The 18599-nt window shown below is 70.1% G+C and carries 14 protein-coding genes; 5 read left to right on the top strand and 9 right to left on the bottom strand.

Annotated elements, in window-relative coordinates; all coding sequences use genetic code 11:
- Positions 1-19 precede the first annotated feature (19 nt).
- A complete protein-coding gene (locus FHX60_RS20080; protein ID WP_112774932.1) occupies positions 20-691 on the top strand; it encodes a nitroreductase in 672 nt (223 codons plus the stop codon).
- Positions 692-700: 9 nt separating this feature from the next.
- Here the strand turns inward: FHX60_RS20080 and FHX60_RS20075 are convergent, their stop codons facing one another.
- Entirely contained in the window at positions 701-3457 is a 2757-nt protein-coding gene (locus FHX60_RS20075) for a winged helix-turn-helix domain-containing protein (RefSeq protein WP_183284354.1), read from the bottom strand.
- A gap of 170 nt (positions 3458-3627) precedes the next feature.
- Positions 3628-5175, bottom strand: coding sequence for an AMP-binding protein (locus tag FHX60_RS20070; protein ID WP_183284353.1), 1548 nt, complete (start codon positions 5173-5175; stop codon positions 3628-3630).
- Between the two features lie 254 nt (positions 5176-5429).
- Here FHX60_RS20070 and FHX60_RS20065 point away from each other — a divergent pair, with 254 nt between their 5' ends.
- The 4 genes from FHX60_RS20065 (at position 5430) to FHX60_RS20050 (ending at position 10850) form a co-directional block, all read left to right on the top strand.
- Positions 5430-6581 (top strand): acyl-CoA dehydrogenase family protein, encoded by a 1152-nt coding sequence (locus tag FHX60_RS20065; RefSeq protein ID WP_183284352.1) that lies wholly within the window; start codon positions 5430-5432, stop codon positions 6579-6581.
- A gap of 40 nt (positions 6582-6621) precedes the next feature.
- Entirely contained in the window at positions 6622-7857 is a 1236-nt protein-coding gene (locus FHX60_RS20060; RefSeq protein WP_183284351.1) for an acyl-CoA dehydrogenase family protein, read from the top strand.
- A gap of 939 nt (positions 7858-8796) precedes the next feature.
- Complete coding sequence (locus tag FHX60_RS20055) at positions 8797-9933, top strand: FAD-dependent monooxygenase (RefSeq protein ID WP_183284350.1); 1137 nt, start codon at positions 8797-8799, stop codon at positions 9931-9933.
- A gap of 71 nt (positions 9934-10004) precedes the next feature.
- Positions 10005-10850 carry an IclR family transcriptional regulator gene (locus FHX60_RS20050; RefSeq protein WP_112774926.1) on the top strand — a complete coding sequence of 282 codons (846 nt, stop codon included), beginning with the start codon at positions 10005-10007 and terminating at the stop codon, positions 10848-10850.
- On the opposite strand, the gene FHX60_RS20045 is transcribed toward FHX60_RS20050, so the two are convergent.
- From FHX60_RS20045 to FHX60_RS20015, 7 genes are all read right to left on the bottom strand, one after another.
- On the bottom strand, positions 10837-11853 hold the full coding sequence (locus FHX60_RS20045; RefSeq protein ID WP_183284349.1) for a tripartite tricarboxylate transporter substrate binding protein: 1017 nt from the start codon (positions 11851-11853) through the stop codon (positions 10837-10839). The two genes, FHX60_RS20050 and FHX60_RS20045, sit on opposite strands and share 14 nt — an antisense overlap.
- A gap of 35 nt (positions 11854-11888) precedes the next feature.
- Positions 11889-12740 carry an IclR family transcriptional regulator gene (locus tag FHX60_RS20040; protein WP_092311319.1) on the bottom strand — a complete coding sequence of 284 codons (852 nt, stop codon included), beginning with the start codon at positions 12738-12740 and terminating at the stop codon, positions 11889-11891.
- Positions 12741-12841: 101 nt separating this feature from the next.
- Positions 12842-13591: an SRPBCC family protein gene (locus FHX60_RS20035; RefSeq protein ID WP_183284348.1), complete on the bottom strand. Its 750-nt coding sequence runs from the start codon at positions 13589-13591 to the stop codon at positions 12842-12844.
- Complete coding sequence (locus FHX60_RS20030) at positions 13581-14057, bottom strand: (2Fe-2S)-binding protein (protein WP_183284347.1); 477 nt, start codon at positions 14055-14057, stop codon at positions 13581-13583. The genes FHX60_RS20035 and FHX60_RS20030 overlap by 11 nt, the downstream gene beginning before the upstream one ends.
- Positions 14058-14068: 11 nt before the next feature.
- Positions 14069-14935 (bottom strand): FAD binding domain-containing protein, encoded by an 867-nt coding sequence (locus tag FHX60_RS20025; protein ID WP_183284346.1) that lies wholly within the window; start codon positions 14933-14935, stop codon positions 14069-14071.
- On the bottom strand, positions 14928-17219 hold the full coding sequence (locus FHX60_RS20020) for a xanthine dehydrogenase family protein molybdopterin-binding subunit (protein ID WP_183284345.1): 2292 nt from the start codon (positions 17217-17219) through the stop codon (positions 14928-14930). Before FHX60_RS20020 ends, FHX60_RS20025 begins: the two co-directional genes overlap by 8 nt.
- Before the next feature lie 61 nt (positions 17220-17280).
- The gene (locus FHX60_RS20015; RefSeq protein ID WP_260164218.1) at positions 17281-18279 is read right to left on the bottom strand and encodes a Bug family tripartite tricarboxylate transporter substrate binding protein; all 999 of its coding nucleotides are present in this window, start codon (positions 18277-18279) and stop codon (positions 17281-17283) included.
- Between the last annotated feature and the right edge of the window lie 320 nt (positions 18280-18599).

The raw sequence follows: 18599 nt of genomic DNA, 5'->3' as shown, positions 1-18599 counted from the left end.
TGTTTTTTCCGGAGTCCCGATGAAAGTCAGCCAAGCCGTCGCCAGCCGCAAGTCCGTCCGCGGCTTCCTGCCCCGGGCCGTTGCGCCCGACACCATCCGCCGCGTGCTCGACGCCGCGGCGCGCGCGCCGTCCGGCGGCAACCTGCAGCCATGGCACATCCATGTGGTCGGCGGCGAGGCGCTGGAGCGGCTGCGCGGCATCATGCGCGAACGCATCGCCGCGGCCCCTGCCGGCGAGGCGCGCGAGTACGACATCTATCCGCGCGAGCTGGTCTCGCCCTACCGCGAACGCCGCTTCGAGGTGGGCGAGGCGCTTTACCACCACCTCGGCATCCCGCGCGAGGACAAGGCCCGGCGGCTGGCGCAGTTCGCCAGCAACTTCACCTTCTTCGGCGCGCCGCTGGCGCTGTTCTGCACCGTGGACCGGCGCATGGGCCCGCCGCAATGGTCGGACCTCGGCATGTACCTGCAGACGGTGATGCTGCTGCTGCGCGAAGAAGGCCTGGACAGCTGCGCGCAGGAGTGCTGGGCCATGTATCCGCAGGCCATCGCCGAATTTTTGTCGCTGCCGGCCGAACGGATGCTGTTCAGCGGCATGGCGATCGGCTACGAGGATCCCGAGGCGCCCGCCAACCGGCTGCGCGCCGGGCGCGCGCCGCTGGCGGAATTCACCGAATTCATCGGTATCTGAGCCGGAGCTTCAGAGCAGGCCGAGCTGGCGCGCGATCGCAACCGCCTGGGTGCGGTTGCTGGCGTGCAGTTTGGCGCTGATATTGCGCAGGTGGGTGCGCACCGTGGTCTCGGACACGAACAGGCGCTCGGCCATGGCCACGTTGGAATAGCCCTCGGCGAGCAGGTGCAGCACCTTCTGCTCCTTGGGCGTCAGCGGCTCGACCAGCGCCGGCGGTGCGGGCCGGCCGGCGCCGGGCGGCTCCGCGGCGGCCTGGCCGCAAGCCTGCAGCAGCTTGTCGACGTAAGGCGCCGGCAGGCTGGCCGCCTGGCGCGCGCAGGCGTCGGCCACCAGCCGGCGCACATCGTCGCCCTCGTCGGCAAAGATGCGCACGAAGCCTTCGGCCGCGCCGAAGCGCAACGCCTCGCCCATCACTACCAGCGCATGCGCGCCGTCGCCGGTGCGCTGCCACGCCTGCGCCAGCAGGATGCGCAGCTTGAGCGCGCGGCGCATCAGCTGGTTGCCCGCGGCGGCCGCGAGTTCGCGTTCAATGGCCTCGCGCACCGGCGTGCCCGGGCGCGCGTACAGGTCCAGCCGCAGGCGGCCCAGCGTGATGTCCTCGACATCGCTGGCAAACGAACTGACGCCGGGCCGCGTGCGCCACAGCGCCGGATCGGCGGCGCGCTCGATCGCCTCCTGCGCCGCGTGCACATTGCCCTGGCGCAGCGCCAGGCGGGCGCGCTCCAGCATCGCCGCCATCACCAGCCGCGTCAGGCCGCGATGGTGGCCCAGCGCTTCGAGCTGCGCCAGCCATTCGTGAGCCTGGTCGGTCTCGCGGCGCTCGAAGGCGATGCGGGCCAGCACCGCGTGGCCGGTGATGATCTGGTCGGGCAGGCCGAGGTCGCGCGACAGCGGCAGGTAGACGTTGAGCAGGCGGCTGGCGCGCTCGGAATCGCCGCTCTCGTACAGACCCTCGGCCAGCAGGATGCCGGCCATGGCATTGCCGTTGGTGGGTCCGAAGCGGTTTGGCAGCATCGTGCTGGCGGCGATGCGGAAGCGCGCCAGCGCCTGCTGCAGCCGCCCCTGGCGCAGGTCGATCAGCCCCTCGACCGATTCCGAGAAGATCTTGTTGAAGTTGCTGTCGGACCCGCGCACCGCGTGGCGCGCCACCTGCAGCAGCCGGCGCGCCTCGGGGTAGTCCCCCACCACCGCGGCCAGCCGCGCCATCGAGGTGGCCAGGATCGCGTCGGGGAAGGCATAGCCCATCGGCAACGGCGGCAGCTCGTTGCGGGCGAAGGCGCGCGCGTCGTCGAAGCGGTCCATCATGTTCAGCAGCATGTGGCGCAGCGCGCGGATATGCGCCAGCAGGTCGCCGGCCGCGCCCTCGGTGGGGATCTGCTGCAGCAGCGCGATGGCTTCGGCCGGCCCGCGCGTGAACGACACTGCCCACACCCGCGCGATCTGCAGCTTGGGCAGCCGGGCCAGCTCGTCGGCGGGCACCGACTCCAGCCAGCGCGTCAGCAGCCGCATGCGGCCCTGCGCCAGCAGGTCGTCGGCGGCGCTGTCCAGCAACTGCAGCGCATGCGCCAGCGCACCGGCGGCGAAGGCATGTTCGATGGCGGGCACCAGCCGCCCCTGCGACTCATACCAGCGCGACGCGGACAGGTGCAGCCGCGGCACGGACCCGGGCATCGCCTGCGCCAGCTGCGCGCGCAGGAAACCGGAGAACAGGCTGTGATAGCGATACCACTGCTCGGGCGCGGCGCCGGAGCCGCGCTCGCCATAGCGTTCGCTCTCCAGCGGCAGCAGGAACAGGTTGGCGCGCTCCAGCCAGGCGAGGATCTCCTCGCTGCTGCCGGCTGCAGGCTGGCACACCGCATCGCACAGCGGCCCGCACAGCTGGTCGAGGATCGAGGTGCGCAGCAGGAAGTCGCGCACCGCTTCGGGCAGGTGCAGGAAGACGTCTTCGACCAGGTAATCGGCAATGGCCGCGTTCGAGCCCGAGAACCCGGCGATGAAGCCCTCCGGCTGGGTGCGCCGCTCCAGCGCCACCGACGCCAGCCACAGCGCCGTGGCCCAGCCCTCGGTGCGCCGGTGCAGCACGCTGATGGCGGACTGTTCCAGCTTCAGCCCGCGCGCCTGGCGCAGGAAGGACGCAGTCTCGTCAGCGGAAAAGCGCAGCTGCGCCGGCTCGATCTCAAGCAGCTCGCCGCGCGCGCGCAAGCGCGCCAGGCCGGTTTCGGGGACCCAGCGGGTGCCGACCACCACGCGGCAGCCGGGCGGCAGGCTTTCCACCAGTTGCCAGACCAGTCCCGCCACGGCGGCATTCTGCACAGCTTCGAAATCGTCGAGGAACAGCGTGAAGTCGCCGTGATGGCTGGCGAGGCGGTCGATCAGCGCCAGCGCCTGCTCGCCCGGGTCCTGCGCCAGCGCCTGGCGCGCGGACCGGTCCGGCCCGCCGCTGCCCAGGCCCTGCGCGATCGCAGCCTCGATCGAGCCTAGGAAGCGCGAGGGGTCGTTGTCCGAGCGGTCCAGCGTCAGCCACGCGGTGCGGCCGCCAGCGGCCTCGAGCCGCGCGCGGCACTGGAGCATGGCGGTGGTCTTGCCGAAGCCGGCGGGTGCGCGCACCAGCACCAGCTTGACGAAGCCCGCCGCGCATACGGCATCGCAGATCGCCGCGCGCTGGACCTGGAACGGGGTCAGCAGCGGCGGGCGCAGCTTGGCGGCCAGCGATGCCGCGCCGGCAGGTGGCGGCGTACGCCGTCCGGTCTCCTCGATACTTGCCATTGGCTGTCAGTGGTCTCCCGCACATCGCGGCCCTTGGCGGGCGCGCCATGCGCCCCCGGCGCTGCAGGGTGCAGGCGGGTGGCCGTGGCTGTGGTGTAGCGAGGCATTATGACGTAAACCGCTGCGCTGGCGAAAACGCGGGCAGCGGCCAGGCACCGTTTGCCGCGGTCTCACACCAGCTTGCTGGCGTGTCCGGCCCAGTAGCGGTCGCGCAGCAGCCGCTTGAGCAGCTTGCCGGTGGGCAGGCGCGGCAACTCGGGCTCGAAGTCGACCGAGCGCGGGCACTTGATGGCAGACAGGTTGGCGCGGCAGAACGCAATCAGCTCGGCCGCCAGTTCGGGCCCCGCCTGGCCCATGTCGGCGGGCTGCACCACGGCCTTGACCTCTTCGCCGAAATCTTCGTTGGGCACGCCGATCACGGCGACATCCATCACCTTGGGGTGCGTCATCAGCAGGTTCTCGGCCTCTTGCGGATAGATGTTGACGCCGCCGGAGATGATCATATTGGCCTTGCGGTCTGTCAGGTACAGGTAGCCGTCCGCGTCCACGTAGCCGACATCGCCAATGGTGCTCCAGTCCGGATGCTGCGGATGGCGTGTCTCCGCGGTCTTGGCCTCGTCGTTGTGGTACGTGAAGGGACGGCCCTCGGCAAAGTAGATGGTGCCCGGCTCGCCCGGCGGCAGCAGCGCGCCGTCTGGCCCGCAGATGCGCAGCTTGCCCACCATGGCGCGCCCCACCGTGCCCTTGCGCTGCAGCCATTGCGGCGTGTCGACCACGGTCACGCCGTTGCCCTCGGTGCCGGCGTAGTACTCCCAGATCACCGGCCCCCACCACGCGATCATGGCTTCCTTGACCTGCACCGGGCACGGCGCGGCCGCGTGGATCGCCACGCGCAGCGACGACACGTCATAGGCCTGCCGTTGCGCCTCGGGCAGCTTGAGCATGCGCGAGAACATCGTCGGCACCAGTTGCGCATGCGTGATGCGGTGTTGCTGCACCAGCCGCAGGAACTGCTCTGCATCGAAATGCTCCATCACCACCGCGGTGCCGCCCAGTGCCTGCACCGACATGGTGTAGCGCAGCGGCGCCGCGTGGTACAGCGGCGCGGGCGAGAGGTAGCGCGTGTCGGCATCGAAGCCGTAGAGCCGCTGGCACAGCGCGGTCAGCGTCGTCGGCGCGTCGATGTCGGGACTCGACGGCGGCGCGTACACGCCTTTGGGCCGGCCAGTGGTCCCTGATGAATACAGCATGTCGCCGCCGGTGACCTCGTCGTCGATGCGCGTGGCCGGACAATTGGCCAGCGCGGTCTCATAGGCCTGATAGCCGGGCACGATGCCGTCCAGCATCAGGCGCGCCTGCAGCGCCGGCGTCTGCCCGCTCAGCGCCGCGGCGATCTCCGCCTGCGCGTGCGTGGTGACCAGCACGCGCGCGCCGCTGTCATTGACGATATAGGCGGCATCGGCCGCGTTCAGGCGCGTGCTCAGGCAGATATAGACGATGCCGCTGCGCTGGGCACCCCAGCACAGCTCGAACAGCCGCGGATGGTTCTCCACCATGAAGGCCACGCGGTCGCCGGGCCGCAGGCCGAGCTGGCGGAACAGGTGAGCAACCCGGTTCGAGCGCTGGTCCAGCTCGCGGTAGGTGACGACGGCGCCGCTGCCGCCCATGATGACGGCGGGCTTGTCGGGCGTGCGCTGCGCGTGGATATGCGGATGCATGGCGTGGAGCTCCTCGACTGGGATGGTGGGTGGGCGGATGCCGATCCCGCATTCTCGGAACCCTGGCGGGTTCGACCATCGTCGGAAGCGACGAAGCGGCATGGCCGCGTTTTGCCGCAGCGCCGCAAAAAACGGCTTCCTCCGGGCGGCGCCTCAGCTTCGTCCGATGCGACGATGCGCCGCCGGCCGGCATGGCCGGAAGATGCCCGCCAGACTACCGCCCTCACGCCTCACCCTTATCCGAAGGAGCCAAGGTGGATTTCCAGTTCAGCGAAGAACAGTCGATGCTGCGCGACACGCTCGCGCGTTACCTTGCCGATCACTATGATTTCGAAGCCCGCCGCGCGGCGGCGCAGTCCGGGGCGGGTTGGCGCCCGGATTGCTGGCGCGCGTTTGCGCGCGACCTCGGCATCCTTGGCGCGGCCTTCCCCGAGCGGCTGGGCGGCCTCGGCGGCGGCGCCGTCGAGCACATGGTGGTGATGGAACAGCTCGGCCGGCACCTGGTGCTGGAGCCCTACCTGGGCACCGTGGTGCTGGGCGGCGGCGCGCTGCTGCACGGCAGCCCCGAGCTGGCGGCGCAGTGGATCCCGGCCATCATCGGCGGCGAGGCCACCGTGGCGTGGGCCCATGCCGAGCCCGCCAGCCGCTACTGCCGGCACGATGTGCAGGCCAGCGCCACGCGCCAGGGCGACGGCTACCGGCTCAGCGGCCACAAGCACGCCGTGGCCGGCGCGCCGTTCGCGTCGCACCTGGTGGTCAGCGCCCGCACCAGCGGCGCGCGCCGGGACCCGCGCGGCATCAGCCTGTTCTGGATCGCGCGCGACACGCCTGGCGTGACGCTGCGCACCTATCCCACCTTCGACGGGCAGCGCGCCGCCGAGGTGCTGCTCGACAACGTACAGGTGCCGGCCAGCCAGCGCATCGGCGCTGAAGGAGAAGCGCTGGCCCTGATCGAGCAGCTGTGCGACCACGCCATGATCGCGCTGGCCGCCGAAGCCAATGGCGCGATGGCGCGCATGCTGGCCGACACCATCGACTACGCGCGCCAGCGCAAGCAGTTCGGCGTGCCGATCGGCACCTTCCAGGTGTTGCAGCACCGCATGGCCGACATGTACATGCAGCTGGAGCAGTCGGTGGCGCTGACGCAGGTGGCCGCCATGCAGGCCGGCAGCGCTGCGCCCGTGCGCGCGCAGGCCGCGTGCGCGGCGAAGATCCAGGCCGGCCAGGCGGGCGCCTTCGTCGGGCAGGGCGCGGTGCAGATCCACGGCGGCATGGGCGTGACCGAGGAACTGGCCGTGGGCCACTACTTCAAGCGCGTCACGGCCATCGACCTGCAGTTCGGCTCGGCCGAGCACCACCTGCGCCGCTATGCCGACCTGCTCTATCCCGCCCGGGCCGCGGCCTGAAGCCATCCCGATAAACATCGATTACCAGCGAGGCCCGTCGATGCATCTCGATTTCTCCCCGCAAGACCAGCAGTTTCGCGAAGAAGTGCGCGCCTGGATTGCCCAGGCCTATGACGCCGACCTGCGCGCGATGATGGCGCAGTCCAAGAACGGCTACCTCGACAAGGCCGGACAGGTGCGCTGGCAGAAGGCGCTGCACGCGCGCGGCTGGGCCGCGCCGAACTGGCCGAAGGAATACGGCGGCCCGGGCTGGAGCGCGGCCGAGCGCTTTATCTTCCAGTCCGAACTGGCCGCCGCGGGATGCCCGCCGGTGTCGCCGATGGGCCTGAAGATGGTCGCGCCGGTGATCATGAAATACGGCACGCCCGAGCAGAAGCAGCGCTTCCTGCCGCCCATCCTGAGCTCCGACGTGTGGTGGTGCCAGGGTTATTCCGAGCCCAACTCCGGCTCCGACCTGGCGTCGCTGCAGCTGCGCGCCGACCACGGCACCGACAGCGACGGCGAGCACTACATCCTCAACGGCTCCAAGATCTGGACCACGCATGCGCAATGGGCCGACTGGATGTTCTGCCTGGTGCGCACCAGCCGCGAATCGAAGCGCCAGGAAGGGATTTCGTTCCTGCTGCTCGACATGCACACGCCCGGCATCACGGTGTCGGCGCTGCCGACGCTGGACGGCCCGATGCCCGGCCAGCAGGAGGTGAACCAGGTCTTCTTCGAGAACGTGCGGGTGCCGGTGGCCAACCGCATCGGCGAAGAAGGCAAGGGCTGGACCTACGCCAAGTACCTGCTGGAATTCGAGCGCGGCGGCACGTATAGCCCGATGCTGCGCAAGCAGCTTTCCAAGATCGCGGAGATCGCCGCGGATCAGCCTGGCGACGACGGTGGGCGGCTGCTGGACGACCCGGTGTTCCGGCGCAAACTGGCCGCGCTGCACCTGCGTGCGGCGGCGCTGGAAGCGGTGGAATTGCGGGTGTTTTCCGGGGTGGAATCGGGCACCTCGATCGGTGCCGCGTCGAGCATGCTCAAGCTCACGGGCACCGAGACGCTGCAGGCGGTTAGCGAACTTGCGGTGGAGGCGGCGGGGCCTGCGGCGCTGCCTTTCGTGCACGATACCTGGGCCGGGTTGCAGGGACGCGAGGCGCCGGCACGGGTCGGGCCGGATTATGCGGCGGTGCTGGCGCCGCGCTATTTCAACTATCGCAAGGCGTCGATTTACGGGGGGTCTAATGAGATCCAACGGAACATCATTGCGAAGGTTGTGTTGGGGCTTTGAGGTTGAGGGGGGTTACGTGCGAACCGGTTTTTTGGGGGTGGTCGCTGTTGGTGACATGCTGTCGGCTGTTGAAGCGCGTGGTTCCGCCCTCCTGGGCGGGTCACTTTTTGGCCGAGCGCCAAAAAGTAACCAAAAAGCGCGTTTACTGCCCTGCGGGCGGCATGTCTTATCGTAGTGTGCGTTGGGGTTTTCGTACGGGGCTTGGCTTCCTCACATAGCGGGACTGCCTGCCGCGGTGGTGCACCACCGTGGCAGGGGCGTTGAAGTGTGGGTTGAACGAGCCCAGAGCGCGGAGTGGCCCCTGCTGCGGGCCTTGTCGTAGGAACGCCTACGGCTGCGCTGCGCGCCGGCAGTATCGTGGGCCAAGGGCATGCACGGAACGCGTCGCTGCGCTCGCTTGGCGCTTTCGGTGCGAGCGCAAGATTCGCGTCGCTTCCGCGCAGTGGGCCTCCGGAGGGGCGCGTTCGCGCCGCGACAGCGCGTGCGAGCACAGCGACGCACTCCGTGCCAGTGCAGTAGACCTGAGATTGGGAGCGCGCGCAGCGCAGCCGTAGGCGTCCCACCAATAACGTCGTTAGCAGGCTGCCACCGACCTAAAGTCGGGTTCGTCCATCCGACCCCGAACGCCAGGCACATCCAGGTAGCGTCAGCAGGGTGGAACCACCATCCGCCTGTCCGTCAGTCACCACCGCTGGAACCACCAACGCCGCCTTAGCCAGCCGCTCAGGCGACGCGTTTTTTGGTTACTTTTTGGCGCTCGGCCAAAAAGTGACTCGCCGGCTACGCCGGCGAAACAGCCACGCCCGCCAAGAACGATCCCCCTCGGTATTGCGCCCCTCCTAGGGTTCCCCCTTAATTGACGCTCCCTCCCCACACCCATATATTTTTATGAACACTTAGTTCATTTTTGAACACAACCCAATCAGCCAGCTTGAAAAAATGCCTCTCAAAATCGGAATCAACGGCGCCGGCATAGGCGGCCTCGCCGCCGCCATCGCACTACGCAAACTCGGCCTGCACCCAGTCGTCTACGAACAAGCCCCCCGCTTTGCCCGCGTCGGCGCCGACATCAACCTGACCCCCAACGCGGTGCGCGCGCTGGACGGGCTGGGCGTTGGCGAGGCCCTGCGCGAGACCGCGGCACGCCCCAGCCACCGCATCAGCCGCATGTGGGATACCGGCGCCGAAACCTCGCGCCTGCCGATGCAGGAAGAGGCCGAGCGGCGTTATGGCGCGCCGCAACTGACCATGCACCGCGCCGACCTGATGACCGCGCTGGAAGCCGCCGTGCCGGCCGCCGGCGTGCGGCTCGGCCACAAGGCGGTGGCGGTCGAGGCCCGCGCCGATGGCGCCACGCTGTCCTTTGCCAATGGCGCGCAGGAGCACGTCGACGTGCTGGTGGGCGCCGACGGCATCCATTCCACCGTGCGCACCGCGCTGTTCGGCCAGGAAAGCCCGATCTTCACCGGCGTGGTTGCGTATCGCGCCGTGGTGCCGGCCGCGCGCCTGGCCGGCGTGCCCAACCTCGGCGCCTTCACCAAATGGTGGGGCCCGGACGCGGCCACGCAGATCGTCACCTTTCCGCTCAACCGCGGCCGCGACATCTTTATCTTTGCCACCGTCGCGCAGGACGCCTGGCGCCATGAGTCGTGGACCACGCCGGGCCGCGTGGAAGACCTGCGCAACGCCTATGCCGGCTTCCATCCCGAGGCCCGCGCGCTGCTCGACGCCTGCGACGACGTGCTGATCTCCGCGCTGTACGTGCGCGATCCGCTGCCGGCCTGGTCGGCGGGCCCGGTCACGCTGATGGGCGATGCCTGCCATCCGATGATGCCGTTCATGGCGCAGGGCGCGGGCATGGCGATCGAGGACGGCGTGGTGCTGGCGCGCTGCCTGGCCGATGCCGCCGGCGACGGCGCCGCTGGGGTGCCGGCCGCGCTGGCGCGCTACCAGGCCGCGCGCCACGCGCGCACCAGCCGCATCCAGGTCGGCTCGCGCAGCAATGCCTGGCTCAAGGAAGGCGGCAATGCCGACTGGGTGTACGATTACGACGCTTGGAACGTCGCCCTCGGCTGAAGCCCGCGGCCCGCGTTCCACGCCAGCACGGCCGCCTGCGCGGCCGTTTTCCATGGACAGTCCACGCCAACATGCCCAAGTCCCGCCTGACCACCGAACCTGACCTCGACGACGGCGCCGCACCGGAGGATGCCCGCGAGGCCCAGCTGGTATCGCCGGTCATCCGCGGCCTGCGCCTGCTGCGCTTTATCGCCGAAGGCGGCGCCACCGCCAACCTGAGCGAGGTCGGCCGCCGCATCGACGTGAACCGGGTCACCGTGATGCGCCTGCTCGATACGCTCGAGCATGAAGGCATGGTCGAGCGGCTGCCCCAGGGCGGCCACCAGGTCGGCTTCAACTTCCTGAAGCTGGCCTCGCGCGTGCTGGCTTCCAACGACCTGACCAGCTTCGCCGGGCGCGTGCTGGCCCGGCTCAGTGCGTCGCTGCAGCTGTCGGCCTACCTGGCGGTGCGCGATGGCGGCGATGCGCTCTACCTGCTGCGCCAGATGCCGGCGGCGGCGCTGGTCAGCAATATCCAGGTGGGCAGCCGCGTGGCGGCGCACCTGACCACGCCGGGCCGGATGCTGATTGCCGAACTGCCGCCCGAGACGCTGCGCGAATTGCTGGGGCCCGATCCGCTGCCGGCGGTCACCGGGCAGAGCCCGGCCACCCACGCGCGGCTGGCCGAGATCCTGGCGGCCGACCGCGAACGCGGCTGCGCGTGGAGCTTCTCCGCCTACGAACCCGGCATCGATGCCTGCGCGGCACCGGTGCGCGGCGCCGACGGCGCGGTGATCGCCGCCATCAGCGTGGCCGGGCCGCAGCAGCGCTTCGAGGCCGACGGCACGCTGCGCGAGCGCGTCGCCAGGGAAGTCCGGCAGGCCGCGCGCGACCTGTCGGGGCTGATGGGTTACCGCGGCGACGCTACTCCGCGGTGATGCCGTATTGCCGGATCAGCTTGGCCCACGTCGCGGTTTCCTCGCGGATGCGCTGGGCGAGCGCCTGCGGCGTGCTGCCCACCGGCTCCATGCCCTGGCGCTGCAGCTCGGCCCGCACCGCGGGCGTGGCCAGCAGCGCGCGCACGTCGGCGCCGAGCGCATCGGCCGCGGGCTGCGGCGTGGCTTTGGGCACCAGCAGCGCGTACCACGAACTGACGTCGATGCCGGGCACGCCCTGCTCGGCCAGCGACGGCACGTCAGGCGCGGCCGGTGAGCGTTTCGGCTGCGTCACCGCCAGCGCGCGCAGCGCGCCGGAGCGGATGAACGGCGCCAGCGTCGGCCAGGTGCCGAACAGCAACGGCACCTGGCCGCCGACCACATCGTTGAGCGCCTGCGTGGTGCCCTTGTACGGCACGTGCAGCAGCGCGATGCCGGCCTGGTGGCGGAACAGTTCGCCGGCCAGGTGCAGGCCGCTGCCGACGCCCGGGCTGGCATAGCCGAGCGGCTTGCCAGACTGGCCGGCCTGCCGCGCCAGCCTGACCAGGTCCTGCACCGAATCCGCCTGCACCGACGGATGCACCGCCAGCACGTTGGGCGAGCCCGCCAGCAGCGACACCGGCCGGAAATCGCGCTCGACGTTGTAGGCCAGCGCGGGCATCAGCGTCGGGTTGATGGTGAGGTTGCCGGCAGGGGCCAGCAGCAGGGTGCAGCCATCGCCCGGCGCGCGCCGCACCGCGTCGATGCCGATATTGCCGTTGGCGCCGGGCTTGTTGTCGACCACGAAGGGCGTGCCGCGCCGCTGCTGCAGCCCGTGGGCCAGCGTGCGCGCGAGCTGGTCGGCGGGCCCGCCCGCCGGAAACGGCACCACGATGCGCACATTGGCGCAGGCCGCCGCCTGCGCCGCCTGCCAGGGCACGCATGCGGCCAGCGCCGCGGCCAGCACCGTGCCGGCCAGCCATTGCCGGCGTCGCGGCGCCGCCTGTCGTTGCTTGCATTGCTGCATCTTGCTTTCCCCTGGTGGCGGGCGGCACCGGGCCGTCAGGCGAACGGCCTGGGCACCTCCGGCCGGTAGTCGAGCAGCCGCGACAGCTCCGCCGCGGCGCGCCGCACCTGTTCCACCATGTTGTCGAGCTGGTCCGGATCGATGCGCGCGGCCGGGATGGTCGCGCCCAGCGCCGCCGTCACCTTGCCGCTGCGGTCGCGCACCGGCGCCGCGATGGTGGAGATGCTGGCCTCGAAGAATCCTTCGTGCAGCACATAGCCGCGCTGGCGGTCGCGCTGGACCATTTCGTACAGCTCTTCGACCGTGCGCGGCGTGCTTTCCGAATAGACTTCCAGCCGCTCTTCCGGATAGAGCGCGCGCAGTTCGGCCAGCGACAGGTCTTCCAGCAGCACGCGCCCCAGCACCGTGGCATGCGCCGGCAGCCGGGTGCCGACATTGACGGTGCTGGCAAACGGGCGCGACGCCACCGACTTGGCCACATAGACGACGGAGCGGCCGTCGCGCACCACCAGGTTGCACGGGTAGTGGATCTCGTCGCGCAGCCGGTCCAGCAGCGGGCGCCCAAGCTCGGTCAGCTCCAGCGAGGCCAGGTAGTCGAAACCGAGGCGCAGCACCGCCATGCCCAGCCGGAACTCGCGCCCGCCGTCGGTGCGCTCGACAAAACCCATCATTTCCAGCGTGGCCAGCAGCCGGAACACGGTCGAACGCGGCACCTTGAGCCGGCGCGCCAGCTCGGCGGCCGACAGGGTGCGCTCGCGGCTGCTGAATTCGCCCAGCAGGCGCAGGCCGCGCTCCAGCCCCGGCACGATGTACTTGTCCTGCGCGCTGTCCTGCGCACCCTCCTGGCCGCCTTCCTGCGTGTCGTCCTGCGGCGAATCGGTCGTCATGGTCTGTCTCTGCAATAGTCGGTCTTGGCGCAACGCTCTCATATATCACGCCCGCACCCGATAGGGTACCCGTATTGCGGACAGTCCCGCCGTCAGGGCCGCTATGCGCCCGGGCGCAGGTAGTCGCGCAGCCACGCCGCGCACTGCTCGCCATGCGCCGCGGGCCAGCGCACCACGATGGTCTCGTCGGCGCGGCGCAGCTCGATGCAGATCTCGGCAAGCGGTCCGCGCGCGGCGTCGCCGCGCCCGAACAGGCGTGCCAACAGCCCGGCCGGAGCGGCTTGCAGCGCCTGCGCGCGCGGCGGCAGCACTGCGTGGCCGTTGGCGGCCGTACGCGGCGCGGCGGCCGCCGCCTGCGCCACCGCGGGCGCTTGCGGCGCCGCCTCGGCCGCGGGCTGTCCGCCCTGTGGCTCCAGCCGCGCCAGCAGGTTGGCCCCGAACTCGTCCCACATGCGGTCGGCCTTGGTTTTCATCACGCTCAGGCCGAAGGTCCCCAGCCGCCCCAGCACATCGACCTGCACCCTGATGCGCAGCTGCGTGCCGCCATCGTCTAGCGGCGTCAGGAACAACTCGCTCGACTGCCGCAGCGAGCTGGCCACCGAAGCGTCCTCGCCGGTGCCCTCGGTGCGCAGGTAGTGGGGCGCGCGGGTCTCGACGATCTTCGTATGCAGCCGGAAGCGCGCGTTGATGAAGGCGATCTTTACCGCCATGTGCGCGACGTACTCGACCTCGCTGAGCACTTCGATCGATGCCATGCCGGGCACGCACGCGCCCATCACGTTGGGGTCGAGCAGCAGCTCCCACACGCGCGCCGGCGGCGCCGCGGTGACCAGGGTCTTTTCAATTTCCACGCATTGCCTCCGCGGCGGACAGGACCGATTCGACGATGCCGACATAGCCGGTGCAACGGCACAGGTTGCCGTTCAGGCCATGGCGGACTTCTTCTTCGGTCGGATTGGGATTGTTGGCGAGCAGCGCGCACGCCGCCATCAGGAAGCCCGGCGTGCAATAGCCGCACTGCAGGCCGCCGTGCTCCATGAAGCTTTGCTGCAGCGGATGCAGCTGGCCGTCGGCGGCCAGGCCCTCCACCGTCATCACATGGCGGCCGCGCGCCTGCACCGCGAGCATCAGGCAGGACTTGACCACCTCGCCGTCGACCAGCACGGAGCAGGCGCCGCAGATGCCGGTCTCGCAGCCACGCTTGGTGCCGGTCAGGTTCAGGTCGTCGCGCAGCAGGTCGGCAAGCAGGCGCCGCGCCGGCACCTGCACCAGGTGTTCTTCACCGTTGACGGTGACTTCGATGCTGATTGGGTTCATGGGTAGGCTCCTTACTCCGATGCCACGCCGAACAATGCGGCAATCGTGCGGCGCGCGACCACGCGCACCATCTCGCGGCGGTAGGCCCCGGACCCGCGCGCGTCCGACACGGCGTTGATGTCCTCGGCGACGATGGCCGCGGCTTGCGCGGCCAGTTCCGCCGTCACTGCCTGGCCCGCCAGCAGCGCCTCGGCGCGCCGCAGCCGGCACGGCACCGGCGTGGAGGCGCCCACCGCCAGGCGGGCCTCGATACAGAACGCCCCCTCGCGCCGCACCGCCAGCGCCACGCTGGCCAGCGGGCGGTGCTCGGCAGCCGTGCGCAGGAAGCGCGCATAGTGGCCATCGGCCCCGGCACGCGGGGCCGGCACGCGGATCTGCGTGACGATCTCGTCCGGCGCCAGCGCCGTGACGTAGTAGTCGACCAGGAAGTCCTCGATGTCGATCACGCGCTCGCCGCCGCGTCCGCTGACCACGATCTGCGCACCCAGCGCCATCAGGCAGCCAGGCGGATCGGTGGCAGGATCGGCATAGCAGAGGTTGCCGCCGAGGGTGCCCTGGTTGCGCACCTGCGGATTGGCGACGCGCGCGGCCATGCTGGCCAGCATCGGGTAATGCGCCTGCACCAGCGGCGAGCGCGCGACCTCGGCATGCAAGGCGAGCGCGCCGATGCGCAGGCCGTCGCGCGCATCGAAGCTGATGCCGCGCAGCGCATCGAGCCGGCCCAGCGAAACCAGGTGGCCGGGCGCCAGCATGCGCTGGCGCATGCCCAGCATCAGCGCGGTGCCGCCGGCAAAGATGCGGCAGCTGTCGCCCAGGTCGGCCAGCATGTGGCTGGCTTCGGCCACGGTGGCCGGCTCCAGCAAGGCAAAGTCACGCATGGGTGGCCTCCTCTTCCTTCAGCGCGCGCAAAGCCGCCAGCACCTTCTCGGGCGTGATCGGCAGCGACTGGATGCGCACGCCGACCGCGTCGAACACGGCATTGGCGATCGCCGCCGCGCCCGGCAGGATCGCGGTCTCGCTGGCGCCCTTGGCGCCGTAGGGGCCGTTGGGGTCGTTCGATTCGACCACGTCGGTGCGCAGCATCGGCACGGCGTCGGCGGTGGGCATGGTGTAGTCGGCGAAGTTGCCGTTCATCAGGCGGCCGTCCTCGTATTGCAGGTGCTCGTACAGGGTCCAGCCGATCGCCTGCACGGTGGCGCCGTGGGTCTGGCCATGCACCGCGAGCGGGTTGATGGCCTTGCCGCAGTCGTCGGCGACAAAGCTGTCGATCACGGTGACCTGGCCGGTACAGGTATCGACCTCCACTTCCACCGCCTGCGCCGCGAACGAATGCGCGGGGGCCACGTTGCCGTAGTAGTCGGCGTCGTGCATCACCGTGGGCGCGTCGTAACTGGCGCGCACGTGGATGCCCTCGCCGCCGTGGCGGAAGATATGCAGGCGCGCGATCTCGGCCAGCGTGGCGGACTGGCCGGGCTGGTCCGGCACGGCGATGCGGCCGTCGGCGATCACCAGTTGCCGCGCCTCCACGCCGAGCTTTTCCGCCGCAAGCGCCAGCAGCTTCTGCCGCGCCTCGCGCGCCGCGCGCAGCACCGCATTGCCCGAGATGATGGTCACGCGCGACGCCAGCGAGCCCAGGCAGAACGGCGCGGTATCGGTATCCGGCGCCATCACGGTGACGTGCGCCAGCGCAATGCCCAGCTCCTGCGCGCAGATCTGGCTGAGCATGGTGTTGGCGCCCTGCCCCATGTCGCACTCGCTGGTCTGCAGCATCACGCGCCCGTCTTCGTTGATCTTGAGCAGGATGGTCGAGCCGTCCCAGTTGCCCAGCGTGCGGTTGCCGCTGACGTGCATCGCCGCGGCAATGCCGACGCCGCGCCGGCGCGTGCCGGTGCCGCGCGGCGCCGCGCGCTTTTCGTCCCAGCCGATGGCGCGGCGCGTCATGTCGAGGCATTCGGCCATGCCGGTGCTGCTGATCTTCCAGCCATGCACGCTGGTCTCGCCGGCGCCGATGGCATTGCGCCGGTGCACTTCGATCGGGTCGATGCCGAGCATGCCGGCCAGCACCGTCAGGTGGCAGTTCAGCGGAAACTGCATCTGCTGGCCGCCGAAGCCGCGGAAGGCGCCGCGCGGCGGGTTGTTGGTATAGGCCATCACCGCGTGCGAGCGCACGTTGTGCACGCGGTGCATGTTGTCGCTGCGCATGGCGGTGACGTGCATCACATCGCCGGCAAGTCCGGAATAGGCGCCGCACTCGGCCGTGATGCGCACGTCCTTGGCCAGGATCACGCCGTCGGCGTCAAGGCCCAGGCGCAGCCAGACCTGCATCGGCACGCTGGCGCGCGCGCCCTGGAAGTCTTCCAGCCGGTTGTTGACCAGCCGCACCGGGCGCTCCAGCCGGCTCGCCAGGAAGGCGCAGATCAGGCTGTTGTTCTCCTCGACGATCTTGGCGCCGAAGCCGCCGCCGGTGGTGGCCTGCACCACGCGGATGGTCGAGACCGGCCGGTCCAGCGCCTCGGCCAGCCGCGCGCGCGCCAGGAACACCGACTGCGTCGACGCCCACACCGAGAGCCGCCCGTTGCCATCCTGCGCCGCGACCGATGCCATCGGCTCGAGGTAGCCGGGATACTGCGAATGCATCTCGTAGGTGGCTTCATACACCGCTGCGCACGCCGCGAACGCGGCCTCGACATCGCCGCGCTCGATGCGCATTTCATGGCCGATATTGCGCGTGCCGGCGTGGATCTCCGGCGCGTCCCCGGCCAGCGCCGCGGCCGGCGTCAGCAGCGCGGGCAGCGCCTCGTACTCGACCCGGATCAGGTCCAGCGCGTCGCGCGCGATCTCCTCGCTGAGCGCCACCACCGCGGCCACTTCCTCGCCGACATGGCGCACCACGCCGCAGGCCAGGATGCGCTGCTCCTTGCGGTGCGGGCCCCAGTGACGGGCGGGCACGTCGTGGCCGGTCACCACCAGCTTCACGCCGGGCAGCGCCCTGGCGGCGGCGGTGTCGATGCGCACGATGCGCGCGTGCGGGTGCGGGCTGCGCAGCACCTTGGCGTGCAGCATGCCGGGCAGCTTGATGTCGCCGGCATACTGCGCGCGCCCCATGACCTTTTCCCGCGCGGTCACCTGCGGCGTGGACGTTCCCACGATGGCCCTGCTCATGCCGGCCTCCTGTCTGTCGTTGTCGATGGCGTGGTGCCGGAAGGCGATGCGCCGGCGCGGCTCATTCCGCGGTGATCGCCAGCTCGCGGATCACCTTGCCCAGGCGCTCGTGGTCGGCCGCGTTGACTTTCTCCAGCGCGGCCGGTGCGCCGCCGACGGGGGTGGCGCCGAAGGTGGCCATCTTGTCGGCCACCTCGGGCAGGCGCAGCACCTCGTTGAGCTGCTGGTTCAGCGTCCTGACTACCTCGGGCGGGGTGCCTTTGGGCGCCATCACCCCGTGCCACGCGCCGACCACCACGTCCTTGTAGCCCAGCTCGGCCAGCGTCGGCACGTTGGGCAGCAGCGGCGAGCGCCGCGCATCGGTGATCGCCAGCGGAATCAGCCGGCCCGTATTGAGGTACTGCGCCACCGGGCCCAGCGTGACGTAGGCAAACGGCACGTGCCCCGCCACCACGTCGTTGACCGCGGGCGCCACGCCCTTGTAGGGCACGTGCTGGATCTTCACGCCGGCGGCGCGGTTCAGCATCTCGCCGGCGATATGCATCGGCGATCCCGCGCCCGGGCTGCCATAGGTCAGCGCCTTGCCGGCCCTGGCCGCGGCCACCATCTCGCTCACGCTTTTCACGCCCGCCTGCGGGTTGGCCACCAGCAGCACCGCCTGCACGGCGGTCTGGATCACCGGCGTGAAGCCGTGCAGCGGGTCATAGCTGGCCGACGGCGCCAGCTTCAGCACCATCGGCGCCAGCGTGAACGGGTTCGGCGTATACAGCAGCGTGTAGCCGTCCGCCGGCGCGCGGCTGACGAATGCGGCACCCACCACGCCGCCGGCGCCGGGACGGTTCTCGACGATGACCGGCTGCTTCAGGCGGGCCGACAGCTTGTCGGCGTAGAGCCGTGCCATGGCGTCGGTATCGCCGCCTGGCGGGTAGGCCACCACCATGGTGACGGCCTTGGCTGGATACGCGGGGGCGGCCAGCGCGGTGCCCGCGCTCAGCGCAAGCACGGCCATGGCCGCGGTGGCGACGGCGGCAGCGGCGCGTCGGGGACGTTGTTGTCTCATCTACAGCTCCTGTGGGGGCGCATTCGCGACGCTGGAGTCACCGGTTGTGCACATCGCGAAAACAGGGGTGGCTTAAGTACAACTCTCTTCGGTTGTTTTATTAATGAAACGCAAGTTCAAACAAGGAACACATCCATCGTATGCGCCGTAAGTTGACAACTCAACTTACGTTAAACACTAATTGACTATCCGTATTTTTTTTGGGATTTATTTGCATTCACCCGGGTCGCCACACCGTGGCGGCAATGGCAAGCGCCTGTGAGACAATCTGCCCCGCCCACCGGCCACGCATCCTGGCCGACAGACCAGACCAAGAGGAA

The sequence above is a fragment of the Cupriavidus alkaliphilus genome (genome assembly GCF_014191175.1).
GTDB classification, from domain to species: domain Bacteria; phylum Pseudomonadota; class Gammaproteobacteria; order Burkholderiales; family Burkholderiaceae; genus Cupriavidus; species Cupriavidus alkaliphilus.
The sequence above is the reverse complement of the archived record's forward strand: the minus strand, read 5'-3'. Positions and strand labels throughout refer to the sequence as shown.